Source organism: Streptomyces sp. NBC_00223, from assembly GCF_036199905.1.
Lineage (GTDB): Bacteria > Actinomycetota > Actinomycetes > Streptomycetales > Streptomycetaceae > Actinacidiphila.
In genome coordinates this window covers 2,876,231-2,890,975 of sequence record NZ_CP108109.1, presented here as the reverse complement: position 1 = coordinate 2,890,975, position 14,745 = coordinate 2,876,231, and the positions used below count along the sequence as shown (strand labels likewise).

Genomic DNA, 14,745 nt, shown 5'->3' with positions numbered 1-14,745 from the left:
CCCGTCAGTCGGTTACCCGAGCGTAAGCGGAATGTCCGGACCCCGCTTCGCGCGGGGGTGAACGCTGTGGTCGTGGGCGTGTGGACACGACAACTGGAGTTGCGCGCAGCCGAGATGAGACCGGTGGCAAGACCATCGACTCCGGCCCGGCGCGGTCGTCGGGATGGCCTGATATCCCCCTTGTGCGACCCCTGGCCGAAGTTCGCGCACGCCTCCGATCCCGGTGTCCGGTTCCGCAGTGCCGAACACACCAGTATCGGAACCACCATACGCCACACGTTTGACGGGTAGTTCGTTTACTCCCACAGGTTCGTCCACTCCCATGAGTGCGCGTTCATCCCCACGGGTCATTCGCCCGCTCCGGTGGCCCATTCGTCCGTCCACTGGTTCTCCGGCGCAGTCCGATCAGCGGCACCAGCGCGGTCGCCGGCCTGCGGCTCTCTTGTCCGGGAGTCCTCTTGACTAGAGATATTCACGTAGTCAGGATGTGAATAGATCACACCACGGCGAGGAGAACCCCACCGATGACCGGATCGAGGCCCGTACGCGCACCACGCGGCACGGAACTGAGCGCTCAGGGATGGCAGCAGGAAGCAGCGCTGCGCATGCTCCAGAACAACCTCGACCCGGAGGTGGCCGAACACCCCGACAAGCTCGTGGTCTACGGCGGCACCGGCAAGGCGGCCCGTGACTGGAAGTCCTTCGACGCCATGATCCGTACCCTGCGCGGCCTCAAGCAGGACGAGACGATGCTCGTCCAGTCCGGCCGGCCGGTCGGCGTCATGCAGACACACGAGTGGGCCCCCCGGGTGCTGATCGCCAACTCCAACCTGGTCGGCGACTGGGCCAACTGGGAGGAATTCCGCCGTCTGGAAGCCCTCGGCCTGACCATGTACGGGCAGATGACCGCCGGTTCATGGATCTACATCGGCACGCAGGGCATCCTCCAGGGCACCTACGAGACCTTCGCCGCCGTCGCCGAGAAGCGCTTCGGCGGGACCCTCGCGGGCACCATCACGCTCACCGCCGGGCTCGGCGGGATGGGCGGCGCGCAGCCGCTGGCCGTCACCATGAACGGCGGCGTCGTCATCTGCGTCGACTGCGACCCGCGTGCCATCGACCGGAGGATCGAGCACCGCTATCTCGATGTGCGGGCCGACTCCCTCGACCACGCGCTGCGGCTGGCCACCGAGGCCCGTGACGCCCGCCGCCCGCTGTCCATCGGCGTGCTGGGCAACGCGGCCGAGGCCGTTCCCCAACTGCTCGCCCGCCAGGCCCCGATCGACATCGTCACCGACCAGACCTCCGCGCACGACCCGCTGGCGTATCTGCCGACCGGTGTCGACTTCGCGGACATGGCCGACTACGCGGCCGAGCAGCCCGCCGAGTTCACCGAGCGGGCCCGTGAGTCCATGGCCCGGCACGTCGAGGCGATGGTCGGCTTCCAGGACGCCGGCGCCGAGGTCTTCGACTACGGCAACTCGATCCGCGGCGAGGCCCGACTCGCCGGTTACGCCCGGGCCTTCGACTTCCCCGGGTTCGTCCCCGCGTACATCCGCCCGCTGTTCTGCGAGGGCCGCGGCCCCTTCCGCTGGGCCGCGCTCTCCGGCGACCCCGCGGACATCGCGGCCACCGACCGGGCGATCCTCGACCTCTTCCCGGAGAACGAGTCGCTGGCCCGCTGGATCAAGCTGGCCGGCGAACGCGTCCACTTCCAGGGCCTGCCGGCCCGTATCTGCTGGCTCGGCTACGGCGAGCGGGACCGGGCGGGCGAGCGCTTCAACGAGATGGTCGCCGACGGCACCCTCAAGGCGCCGATCGTCATCGGCCGCGACCACCTGGACTGCGGCTCCGTCGCGTCGCCCTACCGGGAGACCGAGGCGATGCTCGACGGGTCCGACGCGATCGCGGACTGGCCGCTGCTGAACGCGATGGTCAATGTGGCCTCCGGCGCGTCGTGGGTGTCCATCCACCACGGCGGCGGGGTGGGCATGGGCCGTTCGATCCACGCCGGCCAGGTGACGGTCGCGGACGGTACGGCGCTGGCGGGCGAGAAGATCCGCCGGGTCCTGACCAACGACCCCGGGATGGGCGTGATCCGGCACGTCGACGCCGGGTACGAGCGGGCCGACGAGGTCGCGGGCGAACGCGGCGTACGGGTTCCCATGCGCGAAGGCACCGCCCTGTGAGCGAGCCCGTACCCGCGTCCGAGGGGGATCCCACCCCTTCACCTTCTCTCTCCGGTACCCCTGACCCCTCTTCCGGTTCCGGCTCCGCGAAGGCCGATCCCGCCCCCTCCTCCGGCGCGGCCACCTCCTTCCACGAGATGTGGCGGGACCTGGCCGCGATCGGCCGCCACCCCGGCAGCGGCGGCTACCGCCGCTACGCCTGGACCGCGCAGGACCGCGACTGCCGGGCCTGGTTCCGCGACCAGGCATCGGTCCGCGGCCTGAGCTACGAGACCGACCGCAACGGCAACCAGTGGGCCTGGCTCGGTGACCCCGGGCAGGGCGACGCCGTCGTCACCGGCTCCCACCTGGACTCCGTCCCCGACGGCGGCGCCTTCGACGGTCCGCTCGGCGTCGTCTCCGCCTTCGCCGCCCTGGACGAACTGCGCGCCCGCGGCGCCCGGCCGCGCCGCCCGCTGGCCGTCGTCAACTTCGGCGACGAGGAGGGGGCCCGGTTCGGCCTGGCCTGCGTCGGGTCCCGGCTGACCGCCGGTCAGCTCGACCCGGCGCGGGCACGGGAGCTGCGCGGCGCCGACGGGGTCACCCTGGCCGAGGCCATGGAGACCGCCGGCCACGACCCGGAGGCCATCGGCCCCGACCCCGAACGGCTCGCCCGGATCTCCGCCTTCGTGGAACTCCACGTCGAACAGGGCCGCGCCCTGGACCTCCAGGACCGGGCGGTGGGCGTCGCGTCCTCGATCTGGCCGCACGGCCGCTGGCGGTTCGACTTCCGCGGCGAGGCCAACCACGCGGGCACCACCCGCCTGGAGGACCGGCACGATCCGATGCTGACCTACGCCAACACCGTGCTCGCCGCCCGCAAGAAGGCCCGGCTGGCCGGGGCGCTGGCCACCTTCGGCAAGGTCGCCGTGGAGCCCAACGGGGTCAACGCCATCGCCCACCTGGTCCGCGGCTGGCTCGACTCGCGCGCGGCCGACGAGGCGACCCTCGCCGAGGTCGTCGCCGCGATCGAGCAGGCCGCCAAGGAGCGCGGCGACCGCGACGGCGTGCGCGTGGAGGTCGTCCCGGAGTCGTTCACCCCCGTGGTGGAGTTCGCGCACGACCTGCGCGACCGGCTCGCCGCCCTGGCCGGTGACGGCGCCCCGCTGCCCGTCCTGCCGACCGGGGCCGGCCACGACGCCGGAATCCTGTCCGCGGCCGTGCCGACCGCGATGCTCTTCGTACGCAACCCCACCGGCGTCTCGCACTCCCCCGCGGAGTCCGCGGCCGAGGACGACTGCGCCGCGGGCGTGACGGCGCTCGCCGACGTGCTGGAGGACCTCGCGTGCGCGTGACGTACTGGCTGGAGCACGCCTGGCTGGGCGGCCGGGTCGCGTCGGAGGCCGTCCTGACCGCGGCCGACGGCCGGATCACCGGGATCGACACCGGGACCGGCGGCCCGCCGCAAGGGGCCGTCGTGCTGCGCGGACTGACCCTGCCGGGCCTGGCCAACGCCCACAGCCACGCCTTCCACCGGGCCCTGCGCGGCACCGCCCAGGCCGGCGGCGGGAGCGGACGGGCGGGGGAGGGCACAGGCGGCGGCCAGGGAGCGCCCAGTTCGTTCTGGGCCTGGCGCGAGGTCATGTACGCGGTGGCCCGGCACCTCACCCCCGACGGCTACTTCGCCCTGGCCCGGGCCGTCTACGCCGAGATGGCGCTCGCCGGGATCACCTGCGTGGGCGAGTTCCACTATCTGCACCACCAGCCGGACGGCACGCCGTACGCCGACCCCAACGCCATGGGCGAGGCGCTGATCGCCGCCGCGTCCGAGGCGGGCCTGCGGATCACGCTGCTCGACACGGCGTATCTGCGCGGCGGTCTCGACCGCGGCGGCTACCGGCCGCCAGAGGGCCCGCAGGCACGGTTCGGCGACGGCACGGCCGACCGCTGGTACGACCGCTGGAGCCGGCTCAAGGGCGGTGACCGGGTCAGGATCGGCGCGGCGCTGCACTCGGTACGGGCCTTCGCCGAAGAAGACGGCTACCGGACCTTCGCCGAGCGGACCCGCGGTGTCCCCACCCATGTGCATCTGTCCGAGCAGCCGGCGGAGAACGAGGCGTGTCTCGCCGTCCACGGCCGCACCCCCGCCCAGTTGCTCGCGGACAGCGGTTTCTGGGGCCCGCACACCACCGCCGTGCACGCCACCCACCTCACCGGCGAGGACATCGCGCTGCTGGGCGCCGCGCGCACCACGGTCTGCATGTGCCCCACCACCGAACGGGACCTCGCCGACGGCATCGGCCCGGCGCCCCAACTCAGCCGTGCGGGAAGCCCGTTGAGCCTGGGCAGCGACAGCCACGCGGTCATCGACCTGTTCGAGGAGGCGCGCGCGATGGAGCTGGACGAGCGGCTGCGCACCCGGACCCGCGGCCACTGGACGGCCGCGCAACTGCTGCGCGCGGCCACCGAGGACGGCCACGCCTGCCTGGGCTGGCCCGACGCGGGCCGGCTGGCGGTCGGCGCGCTCGCCGACTTCACCACGGTCGCGCTGGACTCGGTGCGCACGGCCGGACCCAGGCCCGAACACGGCGCCGAGACCGCGATCTTCGCGGCGACCTCGGCGGACGTCCGGCACACGGTCGTGGCGGGCCGGCAGATCGTACGGGACGGGCGGCATCTGCTCGTCGAGGACGTACCCACAGCGCTGGCCCGGGAGATCACCGCCGCCACGAGCGGCGGATGACCCCCGGGCTCCCGGTCCGCACCCGTTCCCGATCGGCGGGCGGAGTCGCGGGCCACCTCGGGGCGGCCCCGCCCACCACGGCGGGCGCCGCCCCGGAAATCCGACCTTTGGAGAACCCCATGACGGACAGCACCCCCGGCACGGCGGGCGGCCCCAGCACAGTGATCACCGGCATCGGCGCCCTGGTCACCAACGACCCCGACCGGACCGGCCCCGACGACCTGCTCGGGGTCGTCCACGACGCGGCGGTCGTCATCGAGGGCGACCGCGTGGCCTGGGTCGGCGCCGCCGCTCAGGCACCGCCCGCCGACCACCGGTTCGACGCCGGCGGCCGTGCCCTGCTGCCCGGCTTCGTGGACTCCCACTCCCATCTGGTCTTCGCGGGCGACCGCACCGACGAGTTCGCCGCCCGGATGTCCGGCCGGCCCTACACCGCCGGCGGCATCCGCACCACCGTGGCCGCGACCCGGGCCGCCTCCGACGACGAGCTGTCCGCCACCGTCGCCCGCCATCTGGCAGAGGCGCTGCGGCAGGGCACCACCACCCTGGAGATCAAGTCCGGCTACGGCCTGACCACCCACGACGAGGCCCGCGCGCTGCGCATCGCGGCCCGGCACACCGACGAGGTCACCTATCTCGGCGCCCATGTGGTGCCGCCGGAGTACGAGGGCGACCCGGCCGGATACGTGGACCTGGTGACCGGCGCGATGCTGGACGCCTGCGCCCCGCACGCCCGCTGGATCGACGTCTTCTGCGAGCAGGGGGCCTTCGACGGCGACCAGGCCAGGACGATTCTCGCGGCCGGGCTCGCCCGGGGGCTGACCCCCCGGGTCCACGCCAACCAGCTCGGTCCCGGCCCCGGGGTGCGGATCGCCGTCGAGCTGGGCGCCGCCTCGGCCGACCACTGCACCCACCTCACGGACGCCGATGTCGACGCCCTCGCGAGCAGCGGCGGCGCGGACGGCCCCGGGACCGTCGCCACCCTGCTGCCCGGCGCCGAGTTCTCCACCCGCGCCGCCTACCCCGACGCCCGCCGGCTGCTCGACGCGGGCGTCACCGTGGCCCTGTCCACCGACTGCAACCCGGGGTCGTCCTTCACCACCTCGATGCCGTTCTGCGTCGCGGTCGCCGTCCGGGAGATGGGCATGACCCCGGACGAGGCGGTCCGCGCGGCCACGCACGGCGGCGCGCGCGCCCTGCGCCGTAACGACATCGGTACGGTCACCGTGGGCGCGCGCGCCGATCTGCTGCTTCTCGACGCCCCCAGCCATGTCCACCTCGCCTACCGCCCGGGGGTGCCCCTGACGGCGGGGGTGTGGCGGCGCGGGGTACGGGTGCCGATCGGGTGGGGGACCCGCGGTGCGGGGCCGCGCATGGGCCGATCGGGTGACCCGGGGGCGGGCGGCGGGCTATTCCTCGGCCATCAGCCCGCGGCGCAGCCGTGACAGGGTGCGACTGAGCAGCCGCGAGACGTGCATCTGGGAGATGCCCAGCTCCTCGCCGATCTCGGACTGGGTGAGGTTGCCGACGAAGCGCAGCGACAGAATCGTCCGGTCGCGCGGCGGCAGCCCCGCGATCAGCGGCTTCAGCGACTCGACGTACTCGACGCCCTCCAGCTCGTGGTCCTCGTAGCCGATCCGGTCGGCGAGCGCGCCCTCCGGGTCGTCCTCGGCGGGCTGGGCGTCCAGCGAGCTGGCGGTGTACGCGTTGCTGGCCGCCATGCCCTCGATGATCTCGTGCTCGGGCAGGTCGAGCCGGTCGGCCAGCTCGCAGACGGTGGGCGAGCGGTCCAGTTGCTGGGCCAGCTCGTCACCGGCCTTGGCGAGGTCGAGCCGCAGCTCCTGGAGCCGCCGCGGGACCCGTACGGACCAGCTGGTGTCGCGGAAGAACCGCTTGATCTCACCGACGATCGTCGGCATCGCGAAGGTCGGGAACTCGACCCCGCGGGCCAGCTCGAACCGGTCGATCGCCTTGATCAGGCCGATCGTGCCGACCTGGATGATGTCCTCCATCGGCTCGCTGCGGGAGCGGAACCGGGAGGCGGCGAACTTCACCAGGGCCAGATTCAGCTCGACCAGGGTGTTGCGGACGTACGAATACTCGCGGGTGCCCTCCTCCAGGGACTGGAGGCGGGCGAAAAGTGTCTTGGACAGGGCGCGCGCGTCGACCGGTCCGATTTCCTCGTAGGGGGGAATCTTCGGGAGTCCCTCAAGACCCTCAAGCTGTTCCTGCGCATCTTCCAGGCCGAGCCGGGGTGTCATGTGCTCTCCCTCTCTCGCGGCTGTTGGCTGTGCCTCTGCCGTATCTCCACCCCTACCCCCTTTTCGGCCACTGGCGCAAGCGCGCGGGTAAAGTCCACACAGGTTCCCCGCGGCGAGTCGTCGACTTCCGCGGGATCCGCCGAACGCGTAGGGTCGGTACCGCATCATTGGCGGTGCGTGACGTGTCGTGTCACCAGGGATGCAGAAGGAGCGCGGATGGACCAGGAAGCGGTGGGGACGGCCGGTCTGGGCCGTCTGCGGGTCGCGATCAGCCGGTACGGCCACACCGCGGTCTTCGCCCCCGCGGGAGAGCTCGACCACCACACGGCGGACGTACTCGCCGAACCGCTGGGCGCGGCCGTGGACGCGGGCACCGTCCGGCTGGTGATCGACTGCTCGGATCTGGAATTCTGCGACTCCACTGGGCTGAACGTGTTGCTCGGCGTCCGGCTGAGGGTCGAGGATCTCGGCGGCGCGGTGCACCTGGCCGCCATGCGGCCGACCGTCGCCCGGGTCTTCGAGATCACCGGTGCCGAAGCGGTCTTCACCGTTCATGACACCCTTGACCAGGCACTCCAGGAGTAGCCCGATGCGAACGGGGGGCAAGAGGCATGAGAGGTGTGATCCCGGACGCGCGAGCTTTCGTGACGCTCCGGACGTGTTCCCGGGGAGCGACCGGGCAGAAGACAGTCGGACCCCAGTCGGACATCCGTGAGGTGAGGCCTTGATGAGCACCACCCGGCCCTACGCCGCGGATGACCGTGGCCCGGACACGGGCGATTCCGACGGCGAGCCCGGCGTGGAAGCGCTCGCGGAGCCGGTGCGGCGGCTGGTGCTCACCGACGAGAGCGGAATCGTGCCCCGGGCCCGCGACTTCACCAGGCAGGCCCTGCGCGACTGGGGCTGGCTGCCCGCCTCCACCGCCGACCGCAGGGCCGCCGCCGAGGATGTGCTGCTGGTGGTCTCCGAGTTGGTGACCAACGCGTGTCTTCACGCGGGCGGCCCCGAGGAGTTGCGGCTGTGGCGCAGCAACAAGGCGCTGCGCATGGAGGTCGTGGACGGCGGCGCCGGTGAGCCCGCGCCCCGCACCCCGCACCGGGCGGGCCGCCCCGGCGGGCACGGCATGTTCATAGTGCAGCGGCTCTGTCTTGACTGGGGTGTGATCCACCGCGGCGACCGGCCGGGCAAGACCGTGTGGGCCGAACTGGCGGCGCCGTCCTAGCCGGACCCGGGAGCCCGGTGTGAGCTGTCGCACACCCGGGCCTATCACCACCAGTCGGGACAACCCTCCCAACGGCGCCGAACGGGCCTGTGCGTACCACCGGGCCGCAGGTGTCCCGTGCGGACTACCATCAAGCCCATGACCCGCGTACTTCTCGCCGAGGACGACGCATCCATCTCGGAGCCGCTGGCGCGCGCACTGCGCCGCGAGGGCTACGAGGTCGAGGTGCGCGAGGACGGACCCGCCGCGCTGGAGACCGCGCTGCTGGGAGCTGTCGATCTGGTGGTGCTCGATCTGGGCCTGCCCGGGATGGACGGCCTCGACGTGTGCCGCCGGATCCGTACCGAGGGGCACACCTTCCCCGTCCTGGTGCTGACCGCCCGCGCCGACGAGGTCGACACGGTGGTCGGCCTCGACGCCGGCGCCGACGACTACGTCACCAAGCCCTTCCGTCTCGCCGAACTGCTCGCCCGGGTCCGCGCGCTGCTGCGCCGCGGCACCACCGAGCCGGCCCAGCCCTCCACCCACGGCGTGCGGATCGACGTCGAGTCGCACCGGGCCTGGATGGGCGACGACGAACTCCAGCTCACCGCGAAGGAGTTCGACCTGCTGCGGGTGCTGGTCCGGGACGCCGGCCGGGTGGTGACGAGGGAACAGCTGATGCGCGAGGTCTGGGACACCACCTGGTGGTCGTCCACCAAGACCCTCGACATGCACATCTCCTGGCTGCGCAAGAAGCTCGGCGACGACGCCGCCAACCCCCGTTTCATCTCCACCGTCCGGGGCGTCGGTTTCCGGTTCGAGAAGAACTGACGCCCGCCGCCCGTGCGTCGCCGTCTGATCCAGTCCACGCTGGCCGTGGTGCTCGTCGTCATCGCCGTCTTCGGGCTGTCCCTGGTGTTCGTGGAGACCAGGAGCATCGAGAGCACCGCGAGCGAGGGCGTCGAGTCCGAGGCCGTACGGCTGGTCGGGATCGTGGAGAACCGCATCCTGGCCGGTGAGAGCATCGACGCCAAGGGCCTTGACCGCCAGGTCGCCGACAACCGCTACGCCCTGGTCCGGGTCCCCGGCCACCCCGAGGTCCATCTGGGCAGGCGGCCGACCGGCAAGGTGATCACCTCCACCCAGGACGGCGAGCACGGCGAGTCGGTCACCGTCGAGGAGTCCCGCTCCACCGTCAGCCAGGAGATCGGCCGCACCCTGCTGGTGATCCTCGCGGTGGCGCTGCTGGCCGTGCTGGCCGCGGTGGGGCTCGCGGTCCGCCAGGCCCGGCGGCTGGCCAGCCCGCTCACCGACCTCGCCGAGACCGCGGAACGCCTCGGCTCCGGCGATCCGCGGCCCCGGCACCGCCGCTACGGCGTGCCCGAACTCGACCGGATCGCGGACGTGCTGGACGCCAGCGCCGAGCGGATCGGCCGGATGCTGACCGCCGAGCGGCGGCTGGCCGCCGACGCCTCGCACCAGCTGCGGACCCCGCTGACCGCGCTGTCGATGCGCCTTGAGGAGATCGTGGCCACCGCCGACGACCAGGAGGCGGTCAAGGAGGAGGCGACCATCGCGCTCAGCCAGGTGGAACGGCTCACCGCCGTCGTCCAGCGGCTGCTGACCAACGCGCGCGACCCGCGGACCGGCTCTGCGGTCGACTTCCGGCTCGACGACGTGATCAGACAGCAGGTGGAGGAGTGGCGGCCGGCCTACCGGAGCGAGGGCCGGTCCATCGCGCTGTCCGGCACCCGGTCGCTGCGGGCGGTCGGCACCCCGGGCGCGGTGGCCCAGGTGCTGGCCACCTTGATCGAGAACTCGCTGATGCACGGCGCGGGCACGGTCACCCTGCACACCCGGGTCACCGGCAACCAGGCGGTGGTCGAGGTGACCGACGAGGGCCCCGGAGTGCCGCCCGACCTCGGCGCGCGGGTCTTCGAGCGTACGGTCAGCGGCCGCAACTCCACCGGGCTCGGGCTCGCGGTGGCCCGGGACCTCGCCGAGGCGGACGGCGGGCGGCTGGAACTGCTCCAGCAGCGGCCGCCGGTCTTCGCGCTCTTCCTGGCCCAGGAGATCCCGCCGCAGCCGCCGCAGGAGAAGGTCATCGGCTGAGCGGGCGGTCGTACGGTCCGGGTGGGCCGTACGGTCCGGGTAGGCCGTGCGGGTGAAAGACCCGGTCAGCCGATCCGGTCGGCCGACCTCTTCTTCTGCTTGCCGACGTTCACGGCCTCGCCGCCCTTCTCCCCGGTCAGGAAGGACTCCGCTTGTTCTACGGCCTCCCGGGCGGGAAGCGAGCGGAAGACCCAGGTGCGGTAGGACCAGAAGCGGAAGAGCGTGGCCACCCCGATGCCGAGGAACTTGAAGACGTTGCTCTGCAACTGGCTGTCCCAGCCGAATCCGTACGTCGCCGTGTAGAGCACACCGTTCTCGATCACCAGGCCGATGGCGCTGAAGAACAGGAACAGGCTCAGTTCCTTGGTGCGGCCCGCACGGTCGCGGTCACGGTAGGTGAAGTACCGGAATCCGACGTAGTTGAAGGCGATGGACACCATCGTGGCCACGATGCTGGCGCGTACGGTCTGCAGCCCGGTGTTGTGCCGGACCAGGTTGAACACCCCGATGTTGACCAGGACGCCCGCACCGCCCACCGCGCCGAACTTGGCGATCTCGCGGTACAGCAGGGCCAGCCTGGAACGCAGCGTGCGCAGTCCGCTCATGTGATCGCTCGGCCCTGTCTGTGGGGGGTCGGGGGTCGGGTTCCCGGTGTCTGGTGGGGTCCGGGTGTCATCAGTGGGCGTATCCACATCATGCTAACCGCGCCGTGCGAAAATACGCCGGGCCAAGGCCGTTATTCGTGCGGTCGTACGGCGGATACCCTGGTAGTGCCATCTTCCGGGGCCCGGCCCCGTACAGCCACCGCGCACCTCCGGCAGGAAAGAAACGTGACATTCCCCGTAGTCGGCATGGTCGGCGGCGGCCAGCTCGCCCGCATGACCCACGAAGCGGGCATCCCGCTCGGCGTCCGGTTCAGGCTTCTGAGCGACACCCCGCAGGACTCCGCCGCCCAGGTGGTCTCCGATGTCACCGTCGGTGACTACCGCGACCTCGACACCCTGCGGGCCTTCGCCGCGGGCTGCGATGTGATCACCTTCGACCACGAGCACGTGCCGACCGGCCATCTGCGGGCGCTGGAGGCCGACGGCATCGCCGTACGTCCCGGCCCCGACGCGCTCGTGCACGCGCAGGACAAGGGGGTCATGCGGGCCAGGCTGGCCGAGATCGGGGCACCCTGCCCGCGCAACCGGATCGTCGCCGACCCCGCCGACGTGACGCGCTTCGCCGCGGAGCTGGGCGGCTTCCCGGTCGTCCTGAAGACCGTGCGCGGCGGCTACGACGGCAAGGGCGTGTGGATCGTCCGGTCCGAGGCGGACGCGGCCGAGCCCTTCCGGGCCGGGGTGCCGGTGCTCGCCGAGGAGAAGGTCGACTTCGTGCGCGAGCTGGCCGCGAACGTGGTCCGCTCGCCGCACGGACAGGCCGTGTCGTATCCGGTCGTGGAGTCCGTGCAGGTGGACGGCGTGTGCGACACCGTGATCGCGCCCGCGCCCGGGCTGCCGGACGAGCTGTCCGCCCAGGCCCAGCAACTGGCCCTGACCATCGCCCGCGAACTGGGCGTCGTCGGGCACCTCGCGGTGGAGCTGTTCGAGACCCGCCAGGAGGACGGCACCCCCGGCATCCTCGTCAACGAGCTGGCGATGCGCCCGCACAACAGCGGCCACTGGACCATGGACGGCGCCGTCACCTCGCAGTTCGCCAATCATCTGCGGGCCGTGCTCGACCTCCCGCTCGGCGACCCGCGCCCGCGCGCCCGCTGGACGGTGATGGCCAATGTCCTCGGCGGCGACTACCCCGACATGTACGCGGCCTATCTGCACTGCATGGCCCGCGACCCCGGTCTGAAGATCCATATGTACGGCAAGGACGTGAAGCCCGGCCGCAAGGTCGGCCATGTCAACACCTACGGCGACGACCTGGCGGACGTGCGCGAGCGCGCCCGCCACGCGGCCGACTACCTGCGAGGAACGATCGATGAGTAGCTCCACGGCCGCGGCGCCGCTGGTCGGCATCGTGATGGGCTCCGACTCGGACTGGCCCGTCATGGAGGCCGCCGCCCAGGCCCTGGACGAGTTCGAGGTGCCCTACGAGGTGGACGTGCTCTCTGCCCACCGCATGCCGCGCGAGATGATCGCCTACGGCGAGCAGGCCGACGAGCGGGGTCTCCAGGCGATCATCGCGGGCGCCGGCGGCGCCGCCCATCTGCCCGGCATGCTCGCCTCGGTCACCCCGCTGCCGGTCATCGGCGTGCCGGTGCCGCTGAAGTACCTCGACGGCATGGACTCGCTGCTGTCCATCGTCCAGATGCCCGCCGGGGTGCCGGTCGCCACGGTCTCGGTGGCCGGCGCGCGCAACGCGGGCCTGCTGGCCGTACGCGTCCTGGCCGCGCACGACCCCGAGCTGCGCGGCCGGATGCGGGAGTTCCAGGCGTCGCTGAACGAGCAGGCGACCGAGAAGGGCAAACGGCTGCGTGCGAAGGTGAAGGGGACGGCCGGCTTCGGCTTCTAGTGCGGGACGCCCGACCGGCGTCCGGCGCCGGCCGCGGCACCCCGCACGGAAGGCGAACCCTCCTCCATGTCGTCCATGTCCTCCAGCCTCAGCACCGAACCGCCCGCGGACCTGCTCGGCCGCGCCCGTGAGCTGCTCGCCGCCCACCCCGTCGTGGACGGTCACAACGATCTGCCGTGGGCGCTGCGCGAGCAGGTCGACTACGACCTCGACCGGCTCGACATCGCGGCCGACCAGAGCGCGCTGACCCACACCGACCTCCCGCGGCTGCGGGCGGGCGGGGTCGGCGCGCAGTTCTGGTCGGTGTACGTGCCCAGCTCGCTGACCGGGGGAGCGGCGGTCACCGCGACCCTCGAACAGATCGACGTCGTACGGCGGATGACCGAGCGGTACGCCGGCGACCTCGCCCTCGCGCTCACCGCCGACGACATGGAGGCCGCGCGGGCGTCGGGCCGGATCGCGTCCCTGATGGGCGCCGAGGGCGGCCACTCCATCGACTGCTCGCTCGCGGTCCTGCGCTCGCTGTACGCCCTGGGCGTCCGCTACATGACGCTGACCCACAACGACAACACGCCGTGGGCCGACTCCGCGACCGACGAGCCCGCCGCCGGGGGCCTGACCGCCTTCGGCGAGGAGGTCGTGCGCGAGATGAACCGGCTGGGCATGCTGGTCGACCTCTCGCATGTCTCGGCCGACACCATGCGGGCCGCGCTGCGGGTCGCCGAGGCGCCGGTGCTCTTCTCGCACTCCTCGGCCCGGGCGGTCTGCGACCACGTGCGCAACATCCCCGACGACGTGCTCGCCGCGCTGCCGGCCAACGGCGGCGTCGCCATGGCCACCTTCGTCCCCAAGTTCATCCTCCCGGCCGCCATCGAGTGGACCGTCTCGGCCGACGAGAACATGCGCGCCCACGGACTGCACCCGCTCGACACGACCCCCGCCGGGATGACCGTCCAGCGCGCCTTCGAGGCCGCGCACGCGCGTCCGAGGGCCACGGTCTCGACGGTCGCCGACCACCTCGACCACATGCGGGCGCTGGCCGGCATCGACCACATCGGCATCGGCGGCGACTTCGACGGCACGGCCTTCACCCCGGACGGCCTCACGGACGTCTCCGGCTACCCCAACCTGGTCGCCGAACTCCTGCGCCGCGGCTGGTCCGAGCTGGATCTCGCCAAGCTCACCTGGCAGAACGCGGTCCGGGTGCTGCGCGACGCCGAGTCCGCCGCGGCCGCCCTGCGCGCCGGGCGCGGCCCTTCGGTGGCCACCCGCGGCGCGCTCGACAGCTGACGAAGCCGGCGGCCGCCGTACTGCCGGCCGCCGTACCGCCGGGCGCGCGGACGGCGGCGGTCAGCAGGCGCAGAGGCAGAAGGGATGGCCCGCGGGGTCCGCGTAGACCCGCCAGTTGCGGGCGCCGTCGTCGGACTCCAGCAGGGTCGCGCCGAGGGCGAGCACCCGGGCCTCGGCGGCGTCCCACTGCTCGCGGGGCACCTCGATGTCGAGGTGGAACTGCTGGGGGCGTTCCGGGTCGGGCCAGACCGGCGGGCGGTGGCCGGGTGCCTGCTGGAAGGAGAGCAGTTGCTGCCCCTCACGCTTGAGGTCGACCCAGGTCTCGTCCTCCGCGTCCAGGGTGCCGCCGAGCACTTCGGCGTAGAAGGCGCCGAGGGCCTTGGGGTCGGGACAGTCCAGGACGACCGCGCCGAGGGTGCCGATCATGACGATTCCTCTCCGAGAAGGGCGTTGCTCCGG

General features: G+C 72.4%; 14 protein-coding genes. 11 read left to right on the top strand and 3 right to left on the bottom strand.

Annotated features, from left to right (window positions below; genetic code table 11):
• Window positions 1-524: 524 nt before the first annotated feature.
• From hutU to hutI, 4 genes are all read left to right on the top strand, one after another.
• The gene (gene hutU, locus OHA30_RS12055; protein ID WP_328913815.1) at window positions 525-2,189 is read left to right on the top strand and encodes a urocanate hydratase; all 1,665 of its coding nucleotides are present in this window, start codon (window positions 525-527) and stop codon (window positions 2,187-2,189) included.
• A gap of 137 nt (window positions 2,190-2,326) precedes the next feature.
• A complete protein-coding gene (locus OHA30_RS12050; RefSeq protein ID WP_328917835.1) occupies window positions 2,327-3,523 on the top strand; it encodes an allantoate amidohydrolase in 1,197 nt (398 codons plus the stop codon).
• On the top strand, window positions 3,514-4,911 hold the full coding sequence (locus OHA30_RS12045) for a formimidoylglutamate deiminase (protein WP_328913814.1): 1,398 nt from the start codon (window positions 3,514-3,516) through the stop codon (window positions 4,909-4,911). The genes OHA30_RS12050 and OHA30_RS12045 overlap by 10 nt, the downstream gene beginning before the upstream one ends.
• A 119-nt stretch (window positions 4,912-5,030) precedes the next feature.
• On the top strand, window positions 5,031-6,356 hold the full coding sequence (gene hutI, locus OHA30_RS12040; protein WP_328913813.1) for an imidazolonepropionase: 1,326 nt from the start codon (window positions 5,031-5,033) through the stop codon (window positions 6,354-6,356).
• On the opposite strand, the gene OHA30_RS12035 is transcribed toward hutI, so the two are convergent.
• Window positions 6,321-7,172: an RNA polymerase sigma factor SigF gene (locus OHA30_RS12035; RefSeq protein WP_328913812.1), complete on the bottom strand. Its 852-nt coding sequence runs from the start codon at window positions 7,170-7,172 to the stop codon at window positions 6,321-6,323. The genes hutI and OHA30_RS12035 overlap by 36 nt on opposite strands.
• Window positions 7,173-7,388: 216 nt before the next feature.
• Between OHA30_RS12035 and OHA30_RS12030 the strand changes: the two genes are divergently transcribed.
• The 4 genes from OHA30_RS12030 to OHA30_RS12015 all read left to right on the top strand — a co-directional run bounded on the left by OHA30_RS12030 (window position 7,389) and on the right by OHA30_RS12015 (window position 10,488).
• Window positions 7,389-7,757 (top strand): STAS domain-containing protein, encoded by a 369-nt coding sequence (locus tag OHA30_RS12030; RefSeq protein WP_328913811.1) that lies wholly within the window; start codon window positions 7,389-7,391, stop codon window positions 7,755-7,757.
• 142 nt (window positions 7,758-7,899) lie between these two features.
• Window positions 7,900-8,394, top strand: a complete 495-nt coding sequence (locus OHA30_RS12025) for an ATP-binding protein (protein ID WP_328913810.1) — start codon at window positions 7,900-7,902, stop codon at window positions 8,392-8,394.
• 138 nt (window positions 8,395-8,532) lie between these two features.
• Window positions 8,533-9,207, top strand: coding sequence for a response regulator transcription factor (locus OHA30_RS12020; protein ID WP_328913809.1), 675 nt, complete (start codon window positions 8,533-8,535; stop codon window positions 9,205-9,207).
• Window positions 9,208-9,219: 12 nt separating this feature from the next.
• Entirely contained in the window at window positions 9,220-10,488 is a 1,269-nt protein-coding gene (locus OHA30_RS12015) for an ATP-binding protein (RefSeq protein WP_328913808.1), read from the top strand.
• A 65-nt stretch (window positions 10,489-10,553) separates the two neighbouring features.
• Here the strand turns inward: OHA30_RS12015 and OHA30_RS12010 are convergent, their stop codons facing one another.
• On the bottom strand, window positions 10,554-11,093 hold the full coding sequence (locus tag OHA30_RS12010; protein ID WP_328913807.1) for a GtrA family protein: 540 nt from the start codon (window positions 11,091-11,093) through the stop codon (window positions 10,554-10,556).
• Window positions 11,094-11,339: 246 nt separating this feature from the next.
• On the opposite strand from OHA30_RS12010, the gene OHA30_RS12005 reads away from it, so the two are divergent.
• The 3 genes from OHA30_RS12005 to OHA30_RS11995 all read left to right on the top strand — a co-directional run bounded on the left by OHA30_RS12005 (window position 11,340) and on the right by OHA30_RS11995 (window position 14,286).
• A complete protein-coding gene (locus OHA30_RS12005) occupies window positions 11,340-12,470 on the top strand; it encodes a 5-(carboxyamino)imidazole ribonucleotide synthase (protein ID WP_405786117.1) in 1,131 nt (376 codons plus the stop codon).
• Window positions 12,463-12,996 (top strand): 5-(carboxyamino)imidazole ribonucleotide mutase, encoded by a 534-nt coding sequence (gene purE / locus OHA30_RS12000; protein WP_328913805.1) that lies wholly within the window; start codon window positions 12,463-12,465, stop codon window positions 12,994-12,996. Before OHA30_RS12005 ends, purE begins: the two co-directional genes overlap by 8 nt.
• Before the next feature lie 75 nt (window positions 12,997-13,071).
• The gene (locus OHA30_RS11995; protein ID WP_328913804.1) at window positions 13,072-14,286 is read left to right on the top strand and encodes a dipeptidase; all 1,215 of its coding nucleotides are present in this window, start codon (window positions 13,072-13,074) and stop codon (window positions 14,284-14,286) included.
• A 60-nt stretch (window positions 14,287-14,346) separates the two neighbouring features.
• Here OHA30_RS11995 and OHA30_RS11990 read toward each other — a convergent pair whose 3' ends face one another.
• Window positions 14,347-14,712: a VOC family protein gene (locus tag OHA30_RS11990; protein WP_328913803.1), complete on the bottom strand. Its 366-nt coding sequence runs from the start codon at window positions 14,710-14,712 to the stop codon at window positions 14,347-14,349.
• Window positions 14,713-14,745 lie beyond the last annotated feature (33 nt).

What these genes read in the sequence shown, in the direction of transcription:
- OHA30_RS11990 (WP_328913803.1), bottom strand. Translation starts at nt 14,712, where the DNA reads ATGATCGGCACCCTCGGCGCGGTCGTCCTGGACTGTCCCGACCCCAAG.
- OHA30_RS11995 (WP_328913804.1), top strand. Translation starts at nt 13,072, where the DNA reads ATGTCCTCCAGCCTCAGCACCGAACCGCCCGCGGACCTGCTCGGCCGC.
- OHA30_RS12050 (WP_328917835.1), top strand. Translation starts at nt 2,327, where the DNA reads ATGTGGCGGGACCTGGCCGCGATCGGCCGCCACCCCGGCAGCGGCGGC.
- OHA30_RS12010 (WP_328913807.1), bottom strand. Translation starts at nt 11,093, where the DNA reads ATGAGCGGACTGCGCACGCTGCGTTCCAGGCTGGCCCTGCTGTACCGC.
- hutU (WP_328913815.1), top strand. Translation starts at nt 525, where the DNA reads ATGACCGGATCGAGGCCCGTACGCGCACCACGCGGCACGGAACTGAGC.
- OHA30_RS12025 (WP_328913810.1), top strand. Translation starts at nt 7,900, where the DNA reads ATGAGCACCACCCGGCCCTACGCCGCGGATGACCGTGGCCCGGACACG.
- OHA30_RS12005 (WP_405786117.1), top strand. Translation starts at nt 11,340, where the DNA reads ATGGTCGGCGGCGGCCAGCTCGCCCGCATGACCCACGAAGCGGGCATC.
- purE (WP_328913805.1), top strand. Translation starts at nt 12,463, where the DNA reads ATGAGTAGCTCCACGGCCGCGGCGCCGCTGGTCGGCATCGTGATGGGC.
- OHA30_RS12035 (WP_328913812.1), bottom strand. Translation starts at nt 7,172, where the DNA reads ATGACACCCCGGCTCGGCCTGGAAGATGCGCAGGAACAGCTTGAGGGT.
- hutI (WP_328913813.1), top strand. Translation starts at nt 5,031, where the DNA reads ATGACGGACAGCACCCCCGGCACGGCGGGCGGCCCCAGCACAGTGATC.
- OHA30_RS12030 (WP_328913811.1), top strand. Translation starts at nt 7,389, where the DNA reads ATGGACCAGGAAGCGGTGGGGACGGCCGGTCTGGGCCGTCTGCGGGTC.
- OHA30_RS12020 (WP_328913809.1), top strand. Translation starts at nt 8,533, where the DNA reads ATGACCCGCGTACTTCTCGCCGAGGACGACGCATCCATCTCGGAGCCG.